This is a genomic window from Zhenhengia sp. (assembly GCF_046966505.1).
Taxonomy (GTDB): domain Bacteria; phylum Bacillota; class Clostridia; order Lachnospirales; family Cellulosilyticaceae; genus Zhenhengia; species Zhenhengia yiwuensis.
On the sequence record NZ_JBKVCH010000005.1, the window covers coordinates 58,422 to 80,957 of the forward strand.

The 22,536-nt window shown below is 34.8% G+C and carries 27 protein-coding genes; 2 read left to right on the plus strand and 25 right to left on the minus strand.

Annotated features, from left to right (window positions below; all coding sequences use genetic code 11):
* From ACLTBU_RS07380 to pta, 22 genes are all read right to left on the minus strand, one after another.
* Positions 1-369 (minus strand): YraN family protein, encoded by a 369-nt coding sequence (locus ACLTBU_RS07380; protein ID WP_412218405.1) that lies wholly within the window; start codon positions 367-369, stop codon positions 1-3.
* 225 nt (positions 370-594) lie between these two features.
* The gene (locus tag ACLTBU_RS07385) at positions 595-1,371 is read right to left on the minus strand and encodes a ribonuclease HII (RefSeq protein ID WP_249332502.1); all 777 of its coding nucleotides are present in this window, start codon (positions 1,369-1,371) and stop codon (positions 595-597) included.
* A complete protein-coding gene (gene lepB, locus ACLTBU_RS07390) occupies positions 1,371-1,898 on the minus strand; it encodes a signal peptidase I (protein WP_177672181.1) in 528 nt (175 codons plus the stop codon). Before lepB (ACLTBU_RS07390) ends, ACLTBU_RS07385 begins: the two co-directional genes overlap by 1 nt.
* Positions 1,899-1,926: 28 nt before the next feature.
* On the minus strand, positions 1,927-2,454 hold the full coding sequence (gene lepB, locus ACLTBU_RS07395) for a signal peptidase I (protein WP_249332501.1): 528 nt from the start codon (positions 2,452-2,454) through the stop codon (positions 1,927-1,929).
* The gene (gene ylqF / locus ACLTBU_RS07400) at positions 2,448-3,326 is read right to left on the minus strand and encodes a ribosome biogenesis GTPase YlqF (RefSeq protein ID WP_177672182.1); all 879 of its coding nucleotides are present in this window, start codon (positions 3,324-3,326) and stop codon (positions 2,448-2,450) included. Before ylqF ends, lepB (ACLTBU_RS07395) begins: the two co-directional genes overlap by 7 nt.
* 20 nt (positions 3,327-3,346) lie before the next feature.
* Positions 3,347-3,895 carry a signal peptidase I gene (gene lepB / locus ACLTBU_RS07405; RefSeq protein ID WP_177672183.1) on the minus strand — a complete coding sequence of 183 codons (549 nt, stop codon included), beginning with the start codon at positions 3,893-3,895 and terminating at the stop codon, positions 3,347-3,349.
* Positions 3,896-3,963: 68 nt separating this feature from the next.
* Complete coding sequence (gene rplS, locus ACLTBU_RS07410; RefSeq protein WP_177672184.1) at positions 3,964-4,308, minus strand: 50S ribosomal protein L19; 345 nt, start codon at positions 4,306-4,308, stop codon at positions 3,964-3,966.
* 89 nt (positions 4,309-4,397) lie between these two features.
* The gene (gene trmD / locus ACLTBU_RS07415; protein WP_249332500.1) at positions 4,398-5,144 is read right to left on the minus strand and encodes a tRNA (guanosine(37)-N1)-methyltransferase TrmD; all 747 of its coding nucleotides are present in this window, start codon (positions 5,142-5,144) and stop codon (positions 4,398-4,400) included.
* Positions 5,144-5,647, minus strand: coding sequence for a ribosome maturation factor RimM (rimM, locus tag ACLTBU_RS07420; RefSeq protein ID WP_177672186.1), 504 nt, complete (start codon positions 5,645-5,647; stop codon positions 5,144-5,146). Before rimM ends, trmD begins: the two co-directional genes overlap by 1 nt.
* A gap of 122 nt (positions 5,648-5,769) precedes the next feature.
* Entirely contained in the window at positions 5,770-6,000 is a 231-nt protein-coding gene (locus ACLTBU_RS07425) for a KH domain-containing protein (protein WP_249332499.1), read from the minus strand.
* 19 nt (positions 6,001-6,019) lie between these two features.
* Positions 6,020-6,265 (minus strand): 30S ribosomal protein S16, encoded by a 246-nt coding sequence (rpsP, locus tag ACLTBU_RS07430; RefSeq protein WP_177672188.1) that lies wholly within the window; start codon positions 6,263-6,265, stop codon positions 6,020-6,022.
* Positions 6,266-6,298: 33 nt separating this feature from the next.
* Positions 6,299-7,633 carry a signal recognition particle protein gene (ffh, locus tag ACLTBU_RS07435; protein WP_249332498.1) on the minus strand — a complete coding sequence of 445 codons (1,335 nt, stop codon included), beginning with the start codon at positions 7,631-7,633 and terminating at the stop codon, positions 6,299-6,301.
* A 13-nt stretch (positions 7,634-7,646) separates the two neighbouring features.
* The gene (ylxM, locus tag ACLTBU_RS07440) at positions 7,647-8,000 is read right to left on the minus strand and encodes a YlxM family DNA-binding protein (RefSeq protein ID WP_177672190.1); all 354 of its coding nucleotides are present in this window, start codon (positions 7,998-8,000) and stop codon (positions 7,647-7,649) included.
* 77 nt (positions 8,001-8,077) lie between these two features.
* Entirely contained in the window at positions 8,078-9,022 is a 945-nt protein-coding gene (ftsY, locus tag ACLTBU_RS07445) for a signal recognition particle-docking protein FtsY (RefSeq protein WP_334299079.1), read from the minus strand.
* A gap of 367 nt (positions 9,023-9,389) precedes the next feature.
* Positions 9,390-12,980 (minus strand): chromosome segregation protein SMC, encoded by a 3,591-nt coding sequence (gene smc / locus ACLTBU_RS07450; protein ID WP_249332497.1) that lies wholly within the window; start codon positions 12,978-12,980, stop codon positions 9,390-9,392.
* A gap of 11 nt (positions 12,981-12,991) precedes the next feature.
* Entirely contained in the window at positions 12,992-13,711 is a 720-nt protein-coding gene (gene rnc, locus ACLTBU_RS07455) for a ribonuclease III (RefSeq protein ID WP_177672193.1), read from the minus strand.
* Positions 13,712-13,836: 125 nt separating this feature from the next.
* The gene (acpP, locus tag ACLTBU_RS07460) at positions 13,837-14,073 is read right to left on the minus strand and encodes an acyl carrier protein (RefSeq protein WP_177672194.1); all 237 of its coding nucleotides are present in this window, start codon (positions 14,071-14,073) and stop codon (positions 13,837-13,839) included.
* Positions 14,074-14,141: 68 nt separating this feature from the next.
* Positions 14,142-15,131, minus strand: coding sequence for a phosphate acyltransferase PlsX (gene plsX / locus ACLTBU_RS07465; protein ID WP_177672195.1), 990 nt, complete (start codon positions 15,129-15,131; stop codon positions 14,142-14,144).
* Positions 15,132-15,208: 77 nt separating this feature from the next.
* On the minus strand, positions 15,209-15,385 hold the full coding sequence (rpmF, locus tag ACLTBU_RS07470; RefSeq protein ID WP_053983984.1) for a 50S ribosomal protein L32: 177 nt from the start codon (positions 15,383-15,385) through the stop codon (positions 15,209-15,211).
* A gap of 19 nt (positions 15,386-15,404) precedes the next feature.
* Entirely contained in the window at positions 15,405-15,914 is a 510-nt protein-coding gene (locus ACLTBU_RS07475; RefSeq protein ID WP_177672196.1) for a YceD family protein, read from the minus strand.
* 65 nt (positions 15,915-15,979) lie between these two features.
* Entirely contained in the window at positions 15,980-17,176 is a 1,197-nt protein-coding gene (locus ACLTBU_RS07480; protein WP_412218410.1) for an acetate kinase, read from the minus strand.
* A 31-nt stretch (positions 17,177-17,207) separates the two neighbouring features.
* Positions 17,208-18,203, minus strand: a complete 996-nt coding sequence (gene pta, locus ACLTBU_RS07485) for a phosphate acetyltransferase (RefSeq protein ID WP_249332495.1) — start codon at positions 18,201-18,203, stop codon at positions 17,208-17,210.
* 177 nt (positions 18,204-18,380) lie between these two features.
* On the opposite strand from pta, the gene ACLTBU_RS07490 reads away from it, so the two are divergent.
* Positions 18,381-19,625, plus strand: coding sequence for a nucleotidyltransferase (locus ACLTBU_RS07490; RefSeq protein WP_249332494.1), 1,245 nt, complete (start codon positions 18,381-18,383; stop codon positions 19,623-19,625).
* 85 nt (positions 19,626-19,710) lie between these two features.
* Positions 19,711-20,811, plus strand: a complete 1,101-nt coding sequence (locus tag ACLTBU_RS07495; protein ID WP_320649855.1) for a nucleoside recognition domain-containing protein — start codon at positions 19,711-19,713, stop codon at positions 20,809-20,811.
* A 46-nt stretch (positions 20,812-20,857) separates the two neighbouring features.
* Here ACLTBU_RS07495 and ACLTBU_RS07500 read toward each other — a convergent pair whose 3' ends face one another.
* Genes ACLTBU_RS07500 through rsmD form a run of 3 tightly spaced genes read right to left on the minus strand, consistent with a single transcriptional unit; the run spans position 20,858 to position 22,452 of the window.
* Entirely contained in the window at positions 20,858-21,406 is a 549-nt protein-coding gene (locus ACLTBU_RS07500) for an ATPase (protein WP_177672201.1), read from the minus strand.
* Positions 21,407-21,898, minus strand: coding sequence for a pantetheine-phosphate adenylyltransferase (coaD, locus tag ACLTBU_RS07505; protein WP_177672202.1), 492 nt, complete (start codon positions 21,896-21,898; stop codon positions 21,407-21,409).
* Positions 21,895-22,452 carry a 16S rRNA (guanine(966)-N(2))-methyltransferase RsmD gene (gene rsmD, locus ACLTBU_RS07510; protein ID WP_249332492.1) on the minus strand — a complete coding sequence of 186 codons (558 nt, stop codon included), beginning with the start codon at positions 22,450-22,452 and terminating at the stop codon, positions 21,895-21,897. The genes coaD and rsmD overlap by 4 nt, the downstream gene beginning before the upstream one ends.
* Between the last annotated feature and the right edge of the window lie 84 nt (positions 22,453-22,536).

A 22,536-nucleotide genomic window follows, 5' to 3' on the forward strand; every position in this document is an offset into this window, starting at 1 on the left:
TTATCCCTCCATAAACGCATTTATAATATGATTAATCTGCTCTTTATAAATCTCAACAACATCAAATCTACACGGAATATCTCCTAAATGATGATACACCAAATAATATTGAGCTACCTTTACAATCTTTTGCTTTTTGTAATAGGTTATACTCTCACGAGGCAATCCACATTTATTATTGCTTCTATATTTAATTTCTACAAATACAGTATATGCCCCATCTTTTGCGATCATATCAATCTCACCTGTTCGACATCTAAAATTCATAGTTAAAATTTGATATCCTTTATCTACTAGATATTCTCTAGCTCGTATTTCATAATAAGTACCTATTTGTCTATTATTAAAATTGTTTCTACTTTTTGGCATATCTTCATTCCTATCATTTACAAATGTTTAATTTGCCTTCTCGTTTTTACTCTATTAGAAGTGTAGCCAGTTTAAAATCTTTATAAACACTAGAACATCTAGAAAGATGATACCCTTTATCCTGTAATAAGTAAATAAGTTTAATAAGAAAAATTTTTCTCCCTATAAATAATGCTGCCTTATCTATAACAATTAAGGCAGCATTATTTATCCTATTATTAGAATTTAAAATCCTTCTTTTTTTAAAAAGGTTTTTCTATGAAGTGATGTAATGCCATAGTGTCTAATACCCTCATAATGTTTTGTACTTCCATAACCTTTATTGCTTTCCCAATCATACATTGGATAAGTAAGGGCATACTCTTTCATCATTCGGTCTCTTGTCACTTTAGCTACAATACTTGCTGCTGCTATAGAAGCACTCTTATTATCTCCTTTGACAATCGCATGTTGTATACAATCAAGCTGTGGAATGGTTTTATCACCATCTACTAAAACCGTTTGATAGATCACATTCATCTTTTCTAAAGCAACTCTCATAGCTTTAAAGGTAGCTTGTAAAATATTAATCTCATCTATTTCAGTTGCTTCTATAATACCGATTCCTACATACAATGCTTTTTTCATAATCTCATCATAAAGTAGTTCTCTTTTTTCTTCTGTCAACTTTTTAGAATCCTTAACACCTAATAGTTCACAATTCGTCGGTAAAACAACAGCACATGCCACAACTGGACCTGCTAATGGTCCCCTTCCTACTTCATCTACACCTACTAAAACCTGACCTGATTCTCTAAAGCATTCATCAAAGTCCTGTTTTTGTTGCCATTCTATTTTCAGATTTTCTAGTGCTTGAAGCTCTTTTAATCCCTTTTGATAAAGCTTTTGTACTCCAGCTCTTGTATCTCTTTTAAAAAACTCTAATAATGCTGGCAATGCTTCTATAGAAGTATTTTTATAGAGTATTTCAATGTCTTTCATTTTGAGTGTCTGTAAATCCATTATTCTAATACTCCTATTTGATCAAAAGGATAAATTCTAAAAGCTCCAATAGCAATAATAGCTTCTTCTTTTATAGCACCAAATACACGACTATCGGCACTCTCCTCACGGTTATCTCCCATCATCCAAAAGCTTCCTTCTGGTACCTCATAAGGAAATTCTATATCACTCCAAGAAAATGGATATGTAACATGTTCTTTTCTTACATAACTTGATTCGTCTAAAATCTCTCCATTAACATAAACATCCCCATCTTGAAGATCCACTATATCTCCACCTTGGGCCACGACACGTTTTACAAGTCTATCTGGCCCTTCCCTAAAAATAACAATATCCCCTATTTCAGGAAGTTTATGATAAGCTGTAAATTGACTAATGAGAAGATGATCTTTTTCATTAATGGTAGGAATCATTGAACCACTTGGTACTTCTGTATGCATAGCTACAAATTGAATAACTAGAAGTGCTGCTAAAAGGGCAACTAGTAAATCCTTACTAAAATCTAATACGTTTCTTAACTTTTCCATGATTTACGCCTCTTTCCTTAAGTATTTATTACCTTAATACACCTATCTGATCTAAAGGATAAATTTTAAATGCACCGATAGCAATAATCTTTTCCTTTGGAATAGCACCAAAAATACGACTATCGGCACTTCCTTCCCTATTATCTCCCATCATAAAATAACGACCTTCCGGTACTGTATACGGAAACTCTATGCTACTTCCTACATATTCTCTTGTGCTATTAAAGGTACGAATATAAGCTATTTCATCTAGTTCCTCTCCGTTAATATACACTTTCCCATCTCGTAAATCTATAATATCTCCAGGAAGCCCAATAACACGTTTAATTAAATTCTCACCATTATATTCAAAAACTACTACTTCACCTCTATCTGGCACTCTATAATAGCTTGGAATCAAATTAACAATAAGATGATCACCCTTATTGATTGTAGGAATCATTGAACCACTGGGAATACGTGTGTGCATCATTAAAAACTGCGAAATGAGTAAAGCAGCCAATACAGCAAGTAATGGCTCCTTTATAAACTCTAAAAAATTTTTAACTTTTAACAATCTGATCCTTCCTCTCCTACAAGGTCTGTAGGGGATTCCACTGTAATCTTACCGATCTTGCCACTGCGATATTCATCTAAAATAACAAGAGCTGTTCTGTTTTCATCTACCCCACCACCTGGTGTAATGAAGCCTCGTTTATTACCAATTGCAAGTAGCATATCATATGGTGTCATTTCATCTGTAATTTCTAGTTTATAACGTTCTTCTAATTTGCCTCTAAAACGTTTTGCTCCTAACTCTAAAAAGCCCATAGCAAGTTCACGTGTATCTAAGATTTCATCTTTAATAGAGCCTAAATAAGCAAGTTTTTTAGCAACTTCTTGATCTTCAAATTTAGGCCATAAGATACCTGGCATATCTAAAAGTTCAAAGCCCTTTTTAATCTTAACCCATTGTTTACCACGTGTTACACCTGGTTTATCTCCAGTCTTAGTAGAACCTTTTCCTACTAAAGTGTTAATAAAAGTAGACTTTCCTACGTTTGGAATACCTACAATCATAGCACGAATAGGTCTATAAATACGTCCTCTTGCTTTATCCCTCTCAATTTTTTCTCTAAGCATTTCTTCAGCTGCAGCTGTAACCTCTTTCATACCTTTTCCTGATGTAGCGATAATTTCAATAACCTTAACATTACTACTGCTATACCAGTCAGTCCATGCTTTAAGCAGTTTTGGATCTGCTAAATCACTCTTATTAAGAACGATTAAGCGCATTTTTCCTTTTGCAAGTTTATCTATATCAGGATTTTTAGTACTATAAGGCGCTCTTGCATCTAATAACTCAATAACAATATCAACAAGTTTAATATTTTCTTCTATTAAACGTCTCGTCTTCGTCATATGTCCTGGATACCATTGTATTTGCATTATTCTTCACCTTTACTTTTCTAATAAATTTCTTCTTTTAAAAATGGATTCGTCCAAAAAGGCCATATACGCATATCAATGCGGCCAATAATTTTATTTCTAGGTACACAGCCTATATAGTTAAATCGGCTATCTATACTATTATTATAATTATCACCTAGGACAAAATAAGTATCTTGTGGTACTGTAAAAGGATACTTAATATCTCCTCCATGCATCATAACATTTTTATCTTCATTATTAATAGGGGTGCCATTGACATAAAGCTTTTCATTTCTATAGTCTATAAGATCCCCAGGCATACCTATAATACGCTTCACGACGGGATTGGAAACGTTATCTGAATGAAACCCTACAATTTCCCCTCTTTGTGGTGACTTAAATGTGTACACAAATTTATTTATAATCACCATATGGCTATTATCTAGTAAGGGCGCCATTGATGTACCTTGAACGCGTAGATTTTGCATAAAAAAAGTAGTTACAATCGTTACTACAATTAGCGCTATAGCTAAATCTTTCCCCCAGCCCCAAGCTACTTTAGCACATTTATTTTTTATGTATTTCATCAGCCATACTCTCATTTCTATACACAAAAAGGGACTTTAAAAGTCCCTTTTTATTTTATTAATTCTTATTACTTGATTAATTCTTTAACTTTAGCGTTTTTACCTACACGGTCACGTAAGTAGTTAAGTTTAGCACGTCTTACTTTACCACGACGGATAACTTCGATTTTTTCAAGAAGTGGTGAGTGAACTGGCCATGTTTTTTCAACACCAACACCGTAAGAAATTCTTCTTACTGTGAATGTTTCACGAGCTCCACCATTTTGTCTTTTAAGAACGATTCCTTCGAACATTTGTACACGTTCTCTTTGTCCTTCTTTGATACGAGCATAAACACGTACTGTATCCCCTACATTGAAAGGTGTTACTTCTCTAATTTGTTCATTTTCAATTGCTCTGATAATTTCGTTCATTATTTTTCTCCTTTAATCTAAGATGTTCTTAAGCACATATGTGTCAGCGGACCATCCGTAATAACTCTCACAAATTATAGCATGTCTTTTTAAGATTTGCAACGATTTTTTGCATAATCGTGGATAAACTGTTTCTCTTTATCCGTTAATGGAGCTTGTTTGAGAAGATCAGGCCTTTTATTAAAAGTATTTATAATAGACTGCTCTCTCCTATAGGCAGCAATCTTCTGATGATTACCAGAAAGTAGTACATCAGGTACAGCCTGTCCATTGTAAACAGCAGGTCTTGTATACTGTGGATACTCTAAAAGTCCCTCTGAAAAGCTCTCATCTTGAAAAGATTCTTCTTTTCCTAATACACCAGGTACAAGTCTACTGATACTATCTGCTACAACAAGCGCCGCAAGTTCACCACCTGTAAGTACATAATCACCTATAGAAACTTCATCTGTTACAATAGCATCTATAGCACGCTGATCAATCCCCTCATAATGCCCACACAGTAGGACAACATGTTCTTCTTGTGCAAAGCTTTCGGCCATAGATTGTTTCCAAGGCTTCCCTTGAGGTGTCATATAAATAACACGTGAAGGCTCAGCTTTAGCATGCTCCTTAATATGGTCATAACATCTACATACAGGATCAGCCATCATTAGCATACCTGCTCCACCGCCATAAGGATAATCATCAACCTGAAGATGTTTATTATTTGCAAAATCACGAATATTAACCGCTTCTATTTCAATAAGTCCTTTTTGTCTAGCACGCCCTAAAATACTACAATTAATAACTGCATCTATCATTTCAGGGAATAAGGTCATTACTGTAATTTTCATTAGTCCTCTAACCCTTCTAATAAATGTACAAGCATTTCCCCAGCTTCTAAATCTACCTTTAAAATACACTGTTTAATAGCAGGAATAAGAATTTCTTTTTCCTCATTACGCACAACATACACATCATTGCTACCTGTCATAAGAATATCTGTTAACTTACCTAAATCTCTCCCTGTATCTGTCACCACTCTAAGCCCATAAAGGTCACATTGATAATACTCATCCTTTTTAAGTGGAAGTGCATCTTTACGATCAATCTTTAAGAGACTATTTTTAAGAAGTTCTGCTTCATTCATAGTATCTATGCCCTTGAATTTTAAAAGTACAAAATTCTTATGATAACGTACTGTTTCAATTTCATAAGTTGTCATTGTTCGGTTTTCAACTTTCACTTCCTTAAGCTTACCAAAACGCTTAACATCATCTGTAGATGGGAGAACTCGTACTTCTCCTTTAACACCATGTGTATTAACGATTTTACCTATTGTAAACATTTGTTCCATCTTATAAGCATCCTTTCTATGTTAAATCATTTTAACAACTAGATACAAAGCCCTCTTTTATAGGAAAGAAGATCTTCTATCTAATGGTTAATATAACAAAGTAGGCTAGGGTATACCCTAACCTACTCATTAATCTCCACAACAACTTTCTTACTTAAAGAAGCTGCCGAAGACTTTACAATGGTACGTATTGCTTTTGCAATCTTACCTTGCTTTCCGATGATTTTACCCATATCACTTGGGGCTACTTTTAGTTCTAGAATTACTGCATGCTCATCTTCGCGTTGTGACACAGAAACTTCTTCTGGAAAGTCAACCAATTGCTTGGCGATCACTTCAACTAAATTTTTCATCGGATACCTCCATTAGGTATTACATTTCAATACCAGATTTTTTAAGTAAAGTTTTTACTGTATCAGTTGGTTGAGCACCATTTGATAACCATTTTTCTACTGCTTCTTTATTTACGCTTAATTCGTTTGGTTCTTGACATGGGTTGAAGAAACCTACTTCTTCAATGAAACGTCCATCTCTTGGAGAACGAGAGTCTGCTACTACGATTCTGTAGAAAGGAGCTTTTTTAGCACCTAATCTTTTTAAACGGATTTTTACTGCCATTGTATTCCACCTCATTATAAAATTATTATTTATTTACATAAAAGGTAATTTAAATTTACCTTTTTTGCCTTTCATCATACCAGAGAACTGCTTCATCATCGTCTGCATCTGCTCAAACTGTTTAATCAGACGATTAACTTCTTGAATATCGCGCCCACTACCTTTTGCAATACGTTTCTTACGAGACATATTTAAAATGCTTGGGTTTTGTCTTTCCTCTTTAGTCATAGACAAAATAATGGCTTCAATATAGGCAAGCTGTTTTTCATCAACATTAATATCGCCTAGTTTTGCGGTATTCATACCTGGGAGCATCCCCATAATTTGATTAAGAGGTCCCATTTTTTTTAGCTGTCTCATTTGATCTAAGAAATCATCAAAGTTAAATTCAGCTTTTCTAAATTTAGCTTCTAATTCCTTAGCTTTTTCTTCATCATAGTTTTGTTGAGCTTTTTCAATAAGTGTAAGGACATCTCCCATTCCTAAAATACGAGAAGCCATACGTTCTGGATGAAACGGCTCAAGGTCACTTAATTTCTCACCCATACCAGCATACTTGATTGGCTTATTCGTAACTGCTTTAACAGATAAGGCTGCACCACCTCTGTTATCACTATCGAGTTTAGTCATAATAATCCCATCAATGCCTAATGCTTCATTAAAGGCTTCTGCCACATTGACAGCATCTTGTCCTGTCATAGCATCTACAACAAGTAAAATCTCTCTAGGCTTTACATCAGACTTAATAAATTTAAGCTCATCCATAAGTACTTCATCAATATGAAGTCGCCCTGCCGTATCGATTAAAACAACATCATAGTTGTTTTCCCTAGCATATTCCATCCCTGCTTTTGCAATATCTACTGGGTTATGATCTGTTCCTAATGAGAATACTGGAACATTAACTTGTTTACCGACCTTTGTTAGCTGTTCAATAGCTGCTGGTCTATAAACGTCACATCCTACAAGTAATGGTCTTTTCCCTTGAGATTTGATAAGTGCTGCAAGCTTACCACTTGTTGTTGTCTTACCAGCTCCTTGAAGACCTACCATCATAATAGGTGTAATCCCCTTAGATGCAAAAGTAATTTTACTTTGTGCACCGCCCATCAGGCTTACTAACTCGTCATTTACGATTTTAATAACTTGCTGACCTGGTGTTAAGCTTTCTAGAACATCAGTACCTACTGCACGTTCTTCTATTGTTTTAATAAATTGTTTAACTACTTTAAAGTTAACATCTGCCTCTAAAAGAGCAAGCTTAACTTCTCTTAAGGCAACTTTAACATCTTTCTCAGTTAGTTTACCTTTACTTTTAAGCTGTTTGAAAACTTCCTGTAGTTTAGTAGATAATTGATCAAAGGGCATCCTAAAAGTCCTCCTACATTTCACTTGACAGCTTTTCAATAAGTGCTAAAACTTCCTCAAGCTGTCTATTATTTTTATTTGTGCATTCTTTACAAAATGCATTAAGTTTTGCTTTTGCTTCTGTAAGAATCTTTTCTTGTTTAACGTATTTGCTCCATAAGCCGAGTTTTGCTTCATAATCAAGCATTTTCTGCTCAGCTTTCTTTATGGTATCAAAAACACTTTGACGGCTAATGTTATATGTGCTTGCGAGTTCTCCTAATGAATAGTCATCAAAATAATAACGCATTAATAATTCTCTTTGCTTGTCTGTTAATAAGGACTCATAAAAATCATATAAGTACGTAATTTCAACAAACTTTTCCATACAACACCCCCCGGCCACTGTCAGCCCTTTTTGCTTTACAGATGAATTATAAAGAAAATCTCATCATTTGTCAACGTTTATTTTTTCTCTGTATTAAAAAGTGCTGCAGCAAATGCTTCTGGATCAAATGGTTGAAGATCATCTATCTTCTCACCTACACCAATATATTTAACTGGAACCTTTAAACTTTCGCAGATTCCTACTACAGCTCCACCTTTAGCTGTTCCATCCAACTTAGTAAGAACGATTCCATCTACTTTGGCAACTTCTTTAAAAACTTTAACCTGTGAAAGAGCATTTTGGCCTGTTGTTGCATCTAATACAATAAGGACTTCTTTATGAGCTTCTGGGTATTCTCTTTCTATAATACGGCCCATTTTCTCTAATTCTTTCATGAGATTTGTTTTATTTTGAAGGCGCCCTGCTGTATCACAAATAAGAACATCACTTTTTCTTGCTTTAGCCGCTTTAATACCATCAAAAACAACGGCTGCAGGATCTGATCCTTCTTCATGTTTAATAAGTGGTGTTTGTGAGCGATCTGCCCAAATTTGAAGCTGTTCTATAGCTGCCGCTCTAAAAGTATCTGCTGCTGCAAGGACTACATTTTTATTTTGTTCTTTAAATTGATGTGCAAGCTTTCCAATAGTTGTCGTCTTACCTACACCATTTACACCAATCACTAAAATAACATTAGGCTTTCCTTCTACAATAAGTGGTGTATTTTCTTGTGCTGTTAAAATATCTGTAATGATTTCTTGAAGTGTATTTTTGAGCTCACTTGGTTCTGTAATTTTACGTTCTTTAACTAAAGCACGTAATCTTTCCATCATATTGAGTGTTGTATCGACACCAAAGTCAGCCATAATAAGAGCCTCTTCAAGCTCTTCATAAAGCTCTTCGTCAATTTTCTTAAAACCTCGTAGTACGTCATCTACTGCTCCTAAGAAATTATCACGTGTTTTAGTAAGCCCACTAAAAAGTTTAGAGAATAAACCTTTCTTCTTAGGTTCTTCTTTCATTACCTCTTCTGCTTGAGTCTCTTCATTTATTGCAGTCTCTTCTACTGCTGGCTGTAACTCTGTAACTGTTTCGGATTGTTCCTCTAACTCATGTGCAGTTTCTTCAACTAAATCATTGAACTCTGCACTTTCTTCTACATGCTCTACTTCTTGATGCTCTACTTGATATTCCTTTTCTTGTTCTGCTTCTTGTAATTCCATAATAGGCTCTGATAGGATAATATTCTGTTTTTCTTCCTCTGCTATAGAAGTTTCCTCTTGTAAAGACTCCTCTTTAGCTTCTACTTGTTTTGTGTCATGTTCCTTAGTCTTATGAACCTCTTCTTTTTTCTTAAAAAATTTCTTAAAGAATGCCATAGGCTCCTCCTTAGCTCGTCTTCTTATCTAAATATTTTGTTGCTTCTTCTAATTTTATAGAAAGCACTGTAGAAACGCCTCTTTCTTGCATGGTCACACCATATAAAGTATCTGCACGTTCCATTGTACCTTTTCTATGTGTAATCACAATAAATTGGGTATCTTTTGAAAAACTTCCTAGATACTGTGCAAAACGCAGTACATTGGCATCATCTAAAGCAGCCTCTATTTCATCTAGTACACAGAATGGTGACGGTTTTAATTTAAGAATACCAAAGAGAAGGGCAATGGCTGTAAGCGTACGCTCTCCCCCTGATAAAAGAGTCATATTCTGTAACTTCTTACCTGGCGGTTTAGCAATAATCTCTATTCCAGACTCTAATATATTGTCTTCATCTACAAGTTGTAAGAAGGCCATACCTCCTCCAAAAAGTTCCTGAAAGACCACACTAAAGTTCTCTGCTATATTCTTGAATTGCTCCCTAAAGATTTCATGCATCTGCATGGTTAACTGATTAATAAGTTCGACAAGTGCTTCCTCTGCCTTTTCTATATCTTGTCTTTGAGCAGATAAAAATTCAAAACGTGACTTTGTCTCTTCAAACTCGCTAACTGCATTCACATTAACATGTCCTATTACCTTAATTTTAGCACGTAGCTGATCAGCTTGTTTCTTCATATCTACAATACTACCAAGGTCCTTCTTAAAGGCTAGACACGCCGAATAAGTCATTTCGTATTGTTCCCACATATTATCAGTTTGCTTATGCTCTTCCATCTCTAGTAATTCTTTTTTATTATGCAACCTATAGCTTTCTTCTTTAAGATTTGCTAGAACTTCATCTATTTTTATAACATTCTCATCGACTTCTTTTGCTTTCTCTTCTAATAACGCACGATCTGTTTCCACTTGAGCTTTTTCTGTCGCTGCATTGATAATTTCTTGTTCTAACTTCTCTATTTCTTCTTTTGTCTGCACAATAGTTTGCTGTAATTTCTTTTCATCTTCATAGAGAGATTCTTTACGTTCAAGAATACTCATATGTTGTTCTTTAGTATTGCTAATATTCACTTCTAATGTTTTGATTTGCTCTTCTACATGGACTTTATTCTGACTAGTTGTAGATAAAGCAATTTTTTCTTCTGTTAATTCATTTCTAAGAGCTTCCCTAGCTGTTTTTAAACTTTCTAGTTCGACCTCAAGGTCTTTTAAGCTTTCTTTATCAAGTTCTATTGTTTCTTGTAAGGCTTTAATTTGTTCATAGACTTCTTCTTTTCCTTGCTCTGCCAATGTCTTTGCATCTTCTATAGCAAGTTTTTCTTCTACAAGTTGAAGTTGAGATTGTTTTGTAAGTTTTAAGCTATTTTCACATTTATTAATTTCTAGAATAAGGACTTTTTCTTCATCATGTAACTTCATAAGCGTATCACTTGCCTTATCCCATTCTACAAGTAAATCCTTCATAGATTGTTTAATAGTCTGTATACGCTTTTCAAACTCGACTGTCTGTATTTTATAAGTTTCATAACATTCTTTTAACTCTTTAAGCTCACGTGTCCTTGCAAAAATATTATTTTTATTATTTTTACTTGCACCACCACTTAAAGATCCCCCTGCATGAAATACCTCTCCATCTAGTGTTACAATCTTATAACGATACTTATATTTACGTGCAATAACAGAAGCATTTTCAATCTGATCTACGATAAGGATACGATCTAGTAAATTCGAAACAATTGGTGCATAAATCTCTTCATAAACTACTACGTCACTTCCAAGACCTAAAAACCCTTTCTCTTTACGAAGGGCTTCTAAATCTGCTGGCTTTGCATAAGGCTGAATTGTATCAAGTGGAAGGAAAGTTACTTTGGAAATATTCCTTTGCTTCATTACTTGAATCATAGCTTTAGCATCCTTTTCAGAACGCGTTACAATATTTTGCATAGCGCCACCTAAAGCTGTTACAATAGCTACTTCATACTCTTTAGGTACTTCTACAATATCTGCTGTAATCCCTAAAATACCTTGCCACATTGCTGCATTTTCTTTCTTAAGGGTTAAAACTTGCTTAACACTATGATAATACCCCTCAAAGTCATTTTTTACCTGCTCTAACCATGCAATGTGACGCTTAGTTTGTTCTTTATTTTGCTGATTTGTTTTATAAGCATGTTCAAGATTTGAACACTCCTGTTCGAACTGCACTTTTCGGGATTCTAACTTCTCAAAGTTTACCTCTTGTGTCCTTAAAGTCTCTTGAACTTCTTGTTCTCTTTTCTTCTGAACTTGTAAATGGACTTCCTGATGGGTGATTTCACTATTGAAAGTTTGAATGCTTTCAGTTAGCTGACTATAACGATAATCGCGTTGTTCTTCTACAGAAGTCTGTTTATCAATTTCGCTCTTAAGAAGATCTATTTGGTGAACTTTATCAAAAATCTCAGATTTTGAAGCCTCTAAGCTTTTTTCCTTACTTTCTAAATCTTGTTGTTTAACATCAAATTCCTTTTCTTTTTTATTAAGGCGTTCTTCCTTCATAGCTTCTTCAAGTTCTAAAGCTGTATGTTTTGCTTTTAAAACTTGGTATTCATTTTGCATAGCCTCTTTATAATCTTGCTGCTTTTTTGTATCTTTATCGATTTGGTCAAGAAGCTGGTGAATACTACTGATACGCTCTTCATTAAGTTGAATAGCGGCATGCTTTTGCTGCTGGCTTTTTTCTAAATCACTAATGCGTTGCAGGAGATTTTGTGTTGCTAAAAAGAAGGCTTCTCTTTTTTGTTTATTCTCTTCTTGAACTTTTACTAATCTTTCTTTATTCATTTGAGCATCAGAAATCTGTGCTATAACACTTTCAATATCTGCATTTAGTTTATCTGTATCACGTTTAATGCGATGGACTTCTTCTATATAAAGGTTAATCTCAATATCTTTTAACGTATCTTTTAAGTTTAAATATTCCTTTGTCTTACCTGCTTCAATTTCTAAAGGTTCTAGTCTGGCTTCAATCTCAGACATAATATCATGAATACGTAGTAAATTATCACGTTCCTTCTCTAGCTTACGCTCTGCTTCTTGCCTACGTACTTTATATTTATAAATTCCTGCTGCTTCTTCAAACAAGCTTCTACGATCCTCTGGTTTTGAACTTAAAATTTTATCAATCTGCCCCTGTCCGATAATAGAATAACCTTCTTTGCCTATCCCAGTATCCATAAAAAGCTCTTGAATATCTTTGAGCCTACAAGGCGAACCATTAATAAAATACTCACTTTCACCCGATCTATAAACACGACGTTTAATCACGACTTCCATATATTCAATAGGTAGTACATGATCATCATTTTTAATATGCATGGATACTTCTGCATAACCTAGAGATTTACGTTTCTCTGTCCCAGCAAATATAATATCTTCCATTTTGGTTCCGCGTAGTGTTTTGGCACTTTGTTCACCCAGTACCCAGCGAATGGCATCTGCAACATTACTTTTCCCACTTCCGTTAGGACCAATAACAGCTGTAATGCCACGCGGTATGTTAAGTTTAACTGCATCCCCGAAAGATTTAAATCCATGTATCTCAATCTTATCTAGATACATTTGTCACCTCTCTATTTCTCCAGCGCTTTAAGCGCAGTTTTAGCTGCTTGTTGTTCAGCTTCTTTTTTACTTTTACCGATACCTTTACCAAGGCATAATTCACCATGATAAACAGCTACATAGAAATCTTTATCATGATCGGGGCCTTTTTCATCTACTACTTCATAATGCAGAGGCTGCATACTTTCTTTCTGGATATTTTCCTGTAAGATTGTTTTATAATCTGTGTAAAGATCCTCTACCGAAAGGCTGTCCACATTCTCAATAAGTGTTGTCTGCAAAAACTTTACTACATCTTCAAAGGCACCATCTACAAAAATAGCACCTGTAACAGCTTCAAACGCATCAGCTAAAATTGAGTTACGTGTACGCCCACCTGTCATCTCCTCACCTTTACCTAATAGGATAAAAGCGCCTAAATCTATATTTCTTGCTGTTTTAGCAAGAGAACCCTCACATACAATACTGGCTCTTACCTTTGATAAATCACCTTCTGGCATAACAGGATATTTATCAAATAAATATTTACTAATAATAAGGTCTAAAATAGCATCTCCTAAAAATTCAAGACGTTCATTATCTTTCATCTGATGATTGCGATGTTCATTTGCAAATGAACGATGTGTAATCGCCTCTTTTAAGTTGTTCGTATTATTAAATTGATAACCTATAATTTTTTCAAGCTCCATAAGCTTTTTAGGACTTATAAAACTTTCTATTTTTTTGTGCATTCTAATCGCTCCTTAGTTCAGTTCACTCAACACATTCTTAAATAGACTGTTTAATAATTAAAATTTTTAGCTATTAAACACCCTACTTAATATATGCGAAAAGCCCCGCAAAGCGAGGCTCTAAATTAATCTAATCCATTTGCTTGTTTGATGAATTCTACAACATCTCCTACTGTTGAAATGCCTTCAGCATCTTCATTGGAGATTTCCATATCAAATTCTTCTTCTAAAGCCATTATAATTTGAAAAATATCCAGAGAATCTGCATTGAGGTCATCCGTAAAAGATGTTTCTAATGTTACATCCCCTTCTGAAATATTAAGCTGTTCACTAATAATTTCTCTGACTTTCTCAAATACCATACTAACACCTCTTATGAAAATTTATACTTTGATAATATTATATACATGTTTTCTAGTCAATATTATTTTTAATTAAATTTAGAAGCAATCTTTTCAATGAGTTTATTTTCAATAAACTGCTCAGTTTGCATGATTGTGCAATAAATTTGTTTCTCTTTTGAATTACCATGTGTCTTCACAACAAGTCCATTCACACCTAAAAGTGGTGCACCACCTTTGCTTGCATAATCAAATTTTTCTTTAATAGACATAACGCCTTTTTTCATAAGTAAAGCCGCAATTTTTGTCTTTAAACTTCTCATAAACTCAGCTTTAACCATTGAAAACACCCACATACCAAAGCCTTCCATAAACTTCAGAATAACATTTCCAACAAAGGCATCACAAACTAAAATATCTGCTTCCCCTGATGGAATTTCCCTTGCCTCTATATTACCGATAAAGTTGATTTTTTCATCTTCTTTTAGAAGTTTAAATGCCTCTTTTGTAAGAGCATTACCTTTTTCTTCTTCTGCACCAATGTTGATGAGTCCTACTTTTGGCGCTTTCACACCCATACATTCTTCCATATAGACAGTACCCATACGTGCAAATTGATCTAAATAGGCTGGCTTAGCATCCATATTAGCGCCACAATCAATAAGAAGGGTATTCCCTTTTTTTGTTGGAATAAGTGGTGCTAAAGCAGGTCTTTCTACACCTTTTATACGGCCAACAACTAAAGTTCCTCCCGCTAAAAGGGCACCTGAATTTCCAGCTGAAACAAAGCCCTCAACTGCTTTATCTTTGACAAGTTTAAGGCCTACCACCATAGAAGAATCTTTTTTGGTTCTAATTGCAGTTACTGGTGAATCTTCCATTGTAATCACATCTTCTGCATTAACGATTTCAATCTTATCTGGATCATATGTATAATCCTTTAATTTCTCTTTAATGACAGATTCTTTTCCTACAAGGACAAGTACACATTTGGTTTCTTTTGAAGCGCGTATGCATCCTTTAATAATCTCATCTGGTGCATAATCGCCACCCATGACATCAATTGCTATCTTTGGCATTTTCATCACCCTTTATCTTTCTCTACAATTAAACTAAATATGCAAAAAGACAGCATATAGCTGCCTCTTGCATGGAATTAATCTACTTTAACTACAACGCGGTTAGCGTAAGAACCACAAGCTTTACAAACGCGGTGTGGCATCATAAGCTCACCACATTTAGAGCATTTTACTAAATTAAGTGGAGAAAGTTTCCAATTTGCTTTACGTTGGTTTCTTCTTGCTTTAGACGTCTTTCTTTTTGGTACTGCCATGTTAACACCTCCTCAGTTGCTATTTTTTGCTATTAAGACAAAAAATATCTTTTAGCGCCTCTAGTCTCGGATCGATGTCAGCTTTTTCACATTCACATGTGCCTTTATTTAGGTTCGTACCGCACTTCACGCAGATGCCCTTGCAGTCAACATCACATAAAGCTTTCATTGGCATAGCCATGGCGATACTCTCTAAAATAGAGTCTGATAAATCAATACTTGACTTAGTCACACGTTTAATATCCTCATCTTCTAAGTAATGAGCCTCATCATTAGAAAATTGGTCATCAAGCGTCGCATGAAGGGGATATTGAAACGTATTCATGCAACGGTCACAAATCAGTTCGAGTGTTACATCTACAAATCCTTCGACAGTGAAGAGCTCACCATCTTTATGAACTGTACCATAAACTCTAGCTTTGTAGTCCGTTACATTACTTAACAAACGTAGACTTTCAAGAGAAAGATCAACCTCTTGGTCAAAGTCTAGTGTGTCTTGTTTTGTAAGTGTCTGGATATTTATTATCATTCGTTTTCACTCCACTAGGTAACACTTCTGTAATTATACATATCTTAAGATATTTTGTCAATCAATTATTTATGAAGTAATCTTTTAGCATCTCTAGCGATAACAAGTTCTTCGTTTGTTGGTACTAATAACATACGAACTTTTGCGTTTTCTGTAGATAAATCTCTTTCTACACCACGGCATTTGTTTTTCTCAACATCGATTTCAACACCTAACCATGTAAGCATGTTTGCAACTTCTTCTCTCATAATTGCGTTGTTTTCACCAAGACCACCTGCAAATGCAATAGCATCTACACCGTTCATGATTGCAGCGTATGCACCAATGTATGATACTAAACGATGTTGGAATGCATCCATAGTGAAACGAGAAGCTTCATCACCAGCTACAACACCATCTTCGATTTCTCTAAAGTCGCTACCCATTTCTGATAATGCAAGAACACCTGATTTTTTGTTAAGCATTGTATCGATTTCTTTTGCACTCATGCCTTCTTTTTCCATTAAGAATGGAATGATTGCTGGATCGATATCACCTGAACGTGTACCCATTACAAGACCTGCAAGTGGTGTGAAGCCCATTGATGTTTCTACTGATTTACCATTTTTAACAGCACATACACTTGCACCATTTCCTAAGTGACAAACGATAATTTTTGCTTCTTCAACTGGTTTGCCGATCATTTCAGCAGCTCTTTGTGATACATATTTGTGTGATGTACCATGGAAACCATATTTACGAACGCCATGTTTTCTGTAGTATTCTTGTGGAATAGCGTACATGAAAGCTTCTTTTGGCATTGTTTGGTGGAAAGCTGTATCAAATACTGCTACCATTGGTACGTTTGGCATAAGTTCTTGACATGCACGAATACCTGTTAAGTTTGCTGGATTGTGAAGTGGTGCAAGATCACAGCACTCTTCAATAGCTTTAATAACTTCATCTGTGATTACTACAGAATCTGTGAATTTTTCTCCACCATGTACAATACGGTGACCTACTGCATCAATTTCATCAATTGAAGATACACATGCAGTTTCGCCTGTTGTGATCATTTCGATCATTTTTTCTAAAGCTTCTTTGTGATTATGGAATTCACATGGAATTTTAACAGTTTCTTGACCTTCTGTTGTGTGTTTGATGAATGAACCATCAATACCGATTCTTTCACAGATACCGATAGCGAGTACGCTTTCATTTTCCATGTTTAATACTTGATATTTAAGTGATGAACTACCACAGTTTACTACTAAAACGTTCATTGAACTCTCTCCTTAAAAATAAATTATTAAATTAGTTTGCTTGAGCTTGTACAGCTGTAATAGCTACTACGCCTACGATATCGTCTGCGCTACAACCTCTTGATAAATCGTTAACTGGTTTTGCAATACCTTGAGTTACAGGACCATAAGCCTCTGCTTTTGCAAGGCGTTGTACAAGTTTGTATCCAATATTACCTGCATCTAAGTCAGGGAATACAAGAACATTTGCTTTGCCTGCTACTTTGCTTTCTGGTGCTTTACTTTGTCCTACTTCTGGTACAATGGCAGCATCAAGTTGAAGTTCTCCATCCACAATAAGTTCTGGATACTCTGCTTTGGCAATACGAGTTGCTTCTACAACTTTATCAACATCTGCATGTTTTGCGCTGCCATATGTAGAATGTGAAAGCATTGCAACGATTGCTTCTTCTCCAACAAGTTGTTTAAAACTATCTGCTGAGCTTTTTGCAATAGCTGCAAGTTCTTCTGAATTTGGATTTTGGTTAAGACCACAATCTGAGAATACAAATGTGCCGTTTGAACCTAAATCGCAATCAGGCACAGACATAAGGAAGAATGAAGAAACTAATTTTGTATTTTTAGCTGTTTTTAGGATTTGAAGTGAAGGTCTAAGTACATTTGCTGTTGAGTTTACAGCACCTGCAACCATACCGTCAGCCATTCCTAATTTAACCATCATTACACCAAGGAAAAGTGAATCATTATGAAGAAGCTCACTTGCTTTTTCATCTGTCATCCCTTTTGCACCTCTAAGCACAACAAGTTCTTTGATGTATGTATTCATTTCTTCAAATGTTTGAGGATCTACAATTTGAGCTTTACTTAAATCTAAACCATTAGCTTTATTTAAAATCTCTTCTTTGTTACCAATAAGAATAAGGTTTGCAAGTTCTTCTTTTAAAATAGTATGTGCAGCATTAAGTGTACGCATATCTCCTGTTTCAGGTAATACGATCGTTTTCTTGTCACTTTTTGCGCGTGTTTTAATTGAATCTAAAAAAGACATAATAAAACCCCTTTCAATTTTCCTTTTATCAATTCCTCTTTTCATATTATATAAAATGTACTTCGTGTATACAAGTATCAATTTGAAAAATTTCTAGTTTCTTGTAATAAATTACTTTCCACTGTACACACTTTAAGATAAAATGAAACCAATTCACCCTATTATTTGGAGGTTATTATGCATATTACTGCAATTATTACAGAGTATAATCCCTTTCACAACGGGCATCTGTATCAAATAGAACAAATTAAGAAACGTCATCCCGAAGGAAAAATCATTATTGTCATGAGTGGCAACTTTGCACAGCGTGGTATACCTTGTATTACAGATAAGTATACCCGTTCAGAAATGGCGCTAATGAGTGGTGTGGACCTAGTTCTTGAACTTCCTGTTGTTTATGCTACTTCCAGTGCCGAACATTTTGCTATGGCCGCCGTGGGTATTCTTCATAAATCAGGTATTGTAGATGAACTTTGTTTTGGTAGTGAAACACCTCATATAGAAACCATGCAACTACTTGCTGATCTTTTACTTCACGAACCTGAAAGTGTATCCAGTCATATAAAACACTTACTTAGTGACGGTATAAGCTATCCTCAGGCACGCATGGAAGCACTGATTAAGTATGTTCGGGATACACAAAAAACAATTCCAGTCTACAGCGAGGTATTGATTGATTTATTAAGCCAACCTAATAATATATTAGGTCTTGAGTACTTAAAGGCACTTAAGTATTATCATTCCTCTATTAAACCCTTTGCACTTCAGCGCAAAACAGCTCACTATCATACTATAGATGTAGAAGGTCCTATTGCCTCTGCTACAGCTATCCGCCATCATATAACTTCACAAAGTCCACACAAAATTGAAAAGGCTATGCCCTCTTCAGCTTTCGAGCTACTTAAGCCTGTTATAGGAAAGCCTATTACGTTAGATATGGCCTCCTCCCTTTTTCACTATAAAATGATTATGTCCGAACTTGAAGATTTATATGCGATATGGGATGTCCCAAAAAATTTATGTCATTCCCTTTATCACAACGCTGTAACTTTTAAGGACCTTTCTGATATCATCGATCGTGCGACTTCAAAAACTTATACCAGGGCCACTGTTCAGCGTGCCATTATCCATCTTCTATTAGATATTAAAGAAAAGGATATACTTGCCTATAAACAGTTAGATTATATTCCTTATATTCGTCTTCTTGCCTGTAAGCAATCTGCTAGGGATGTACTTTCTAAACTTACTAAGCTCAGTCAAGTACCTATTATTATTAATCCTGCTAAAGCACAGTCTATTTTAGATACTACTAGTCAATCTTTATTAAACTATGAGCTTAAAGCAAGTAAGCTTTATGCCCTTTTAGCCCATGATCCGGGTTTAGTTTTTAAAGATTTCACCTATCAACCCTTTAGAAAATAACAGCCTTTTAGGTTGTTATTTTTTTTTTAGGCTTGTCATACACTGTAACAGTAGACAAATCTTATAAAGAAGAGGTGTTATTATTATGCGAAAAATATTCATGACCAGTATGGTTTTTATCATGATGCTCCTAATGCTTATATGTCCTAAAGTTTGTATTGAAGGCGCATCCTCTGGACTCCTACTATGGTTTCAAAAAGTTCTCCCTTCCCTACTTCCTTTTATTATCTTAATTAACCTTCTTTGTTCTTTAGGTATAATCTTTAGATGTAGTCGGTTTCTTGATCCCATTACCCAAAGACTTTTCCATCTATCAGGTAATGGCCTTATAATCTTTCTACTAGGACTTATTAGTGGCTATCCTATGGGCGCTAAACTGGCTAAAAACCTCCTTGAGGAAGGTGAAATGACTTATGATGAAGCTCAAAAAAGCCTTTGTTACAGCTGTAATTGCGGACCACTTTTTATTATAGGTACTGTAGGAACGCTCATGTTACAAGATACAAACATCGGTTATTTTCTTTTACTTGTACATATTTCCTCAGCTTTTATCATGCTTCTTTTAAGCCGTTTTTATACACTTCCCCAAAGCCCAACTCCGCTTCTTCATACAACACGAACATCTTCCCTGTCATTCTCCACGGCCTTTACCTCTGCTGTACAAAACGGTATGGACACCATCGTCTATGTAGGTGGCTATATTATCTTTTTCTCTGTTATTAGCAATCTCCTTGCACATTCTGAACTTTATACTTCTCTTACACAGTTTATAGGTAACTTCTTTGGGGTAAACCCTACTCTTATACATAGCTTTCTTTTAAGCAGCTTAGAATTTTCCTCCGGAAGTGCACGTCTTACAAGTTTACTACCTGTTAATACTACACTTCTTGCACTTTTATCTGCCGTTATTGCCTTTGGAGGTTTCTGTGTATGTTTTCAAAGTCAACATGTATTGCAAGGTAGCAACCTTTCTCTAAAGCCCTATATGTACTCAAAACTTCTTCAATCTTTGCTTGCTTATATTTTAACCTTTATTCTCTATCCACTTTGGAATCCCTCTCTTGCTTTAGGGTTTACATTAAAATGGTACATCCTCTTAGTCATGGTTCTTGTATTTACAGCCTTTTTATTTAAAATGCTTTCTTCTCACAAAGTACCTTTAAAACCTGCTTCTATACTCTCCTAAAATAAAAAAGAGCTACAAGGGCTATTTTCAGCCTTGTAGCTCTTTTCTACTCACGCTCTTCCATAACAGGTTGTGGATGAATCATTTCTTTAAGTTCTTGTCTATGATCGTATAAAATACGTAGTTCGTTTGTAATATAATTTTCGAAGTTCTGTGCTTCTTTATGTATAGATTCTAAAGTAAGTTTAAGCTGTTGTTCTACAACTTTAACTGTTTCATTGGCATATTCAATAGCGCCAATACGAATCTCTCTAGAATCTTTACGCGCATTTTCTAAAATCATCTGTGCACGATCTTCTGCATATTTAGTAATTTCATGTTGCTCAATCATTTTCTGAAGCGTTTCTTGTGCTTCTTGGATAATAAGTTTAGCCTCACCTTGTGCTTCTGCTAAAATTTTATTACGTTCTTCGACAATCCATACAGATTGTTGAAGCTCTGTAGGTAGCTTCATGCGAATATCTTTGATATATTCAAAAAATTCATCACGATCGATGGAGACTTTACTTGTAATAAAACTTGTTTTCCCCTCTTCAAGCAATTCCTCCATTTGATCTAATAAAGACATAATTTCTGTTTCTTTTGTGTATTCCACTTACTTTCCCTCCCTTTGGAATTTTCTCTCCAGTACACTTACTACATACTCTGGTACAAGGTCATGAAATCTACCTTGGAATAAAGCAAGTTCTCTTACTGAACTTGAACTTAAAAAAGAATACTGTGCATTGGTTACTAAAAATATAGTTTCTACATTAGGCAATAAACTTTTATTAATTTGTGCCATCTGCATCTCATATTCAAAATCTGTTACAGCTCTTAACCCTCTCACAATAACTGTTGCATTCTTTGCTTTTGCATAATCTACTAAAAGTCCTGAAAAAGTTTCAATTCTAACATTAGGTAAATGACTTATACTATTTTCAATCATATCCATACGTTCTTCATTTGTAAACATTCCACCTGACTTATGCGGATTAGTTAGAACCGAAACATATAAAACATCTACAAGTTTTGCAGCTCTTTCTATAATATCCATATGTCCTTTTGTTATAGGGTCAAAACTCCCTGGATATATACCTATCTTCACTTTTCTTGTATCCTTTCAAAAAAGCTTAACGTCGTAGTCTTATAAGTCTTTTCTTTAATAAGGACATAACCTTCAAAATTTAAAGACTTGTTTGTAGTCGCTCTTTCTAGTATAACGTAGCCTGTTTCACTTAATAATTCATATTGTTTAATGCACTCAAAAATTTTCCAAATACCTTCCATTTGATAAGGAGGGTCCATAAAAATAATATCAAATTTTTCATTATTTTGTTTTAATTTTTGTAATGCTGTATATATATCTATATTATACACTCTTGCATCATCTTGCAATCTTGTTTTTTCTAAATTTTTATGAATACATGCAAGTGCTTCTTGGTGATGCTCGACCATAACAGCCTTTTTTGCTCCACGGCTCAAGGCTTCAATACCAATACCACCACTTCCGCTAAATAAATCTAAAAATAAACATCCGGGTATATCAAAACTGATCATATTAAAAAGTGTTTCTTTAATACGATCAATAGTAGGTCTTGTATTAGAACCTTCGGGTGCTATAAGTTTTGTTCCTCGGCATTTTCCACTTATTACGCGCAAAACTTACCTCCTTCGATTATCACTTTAATCCATTTATTTTTATCCATAGATATTATACCCTATATTAAATAAATTGTCATCTTC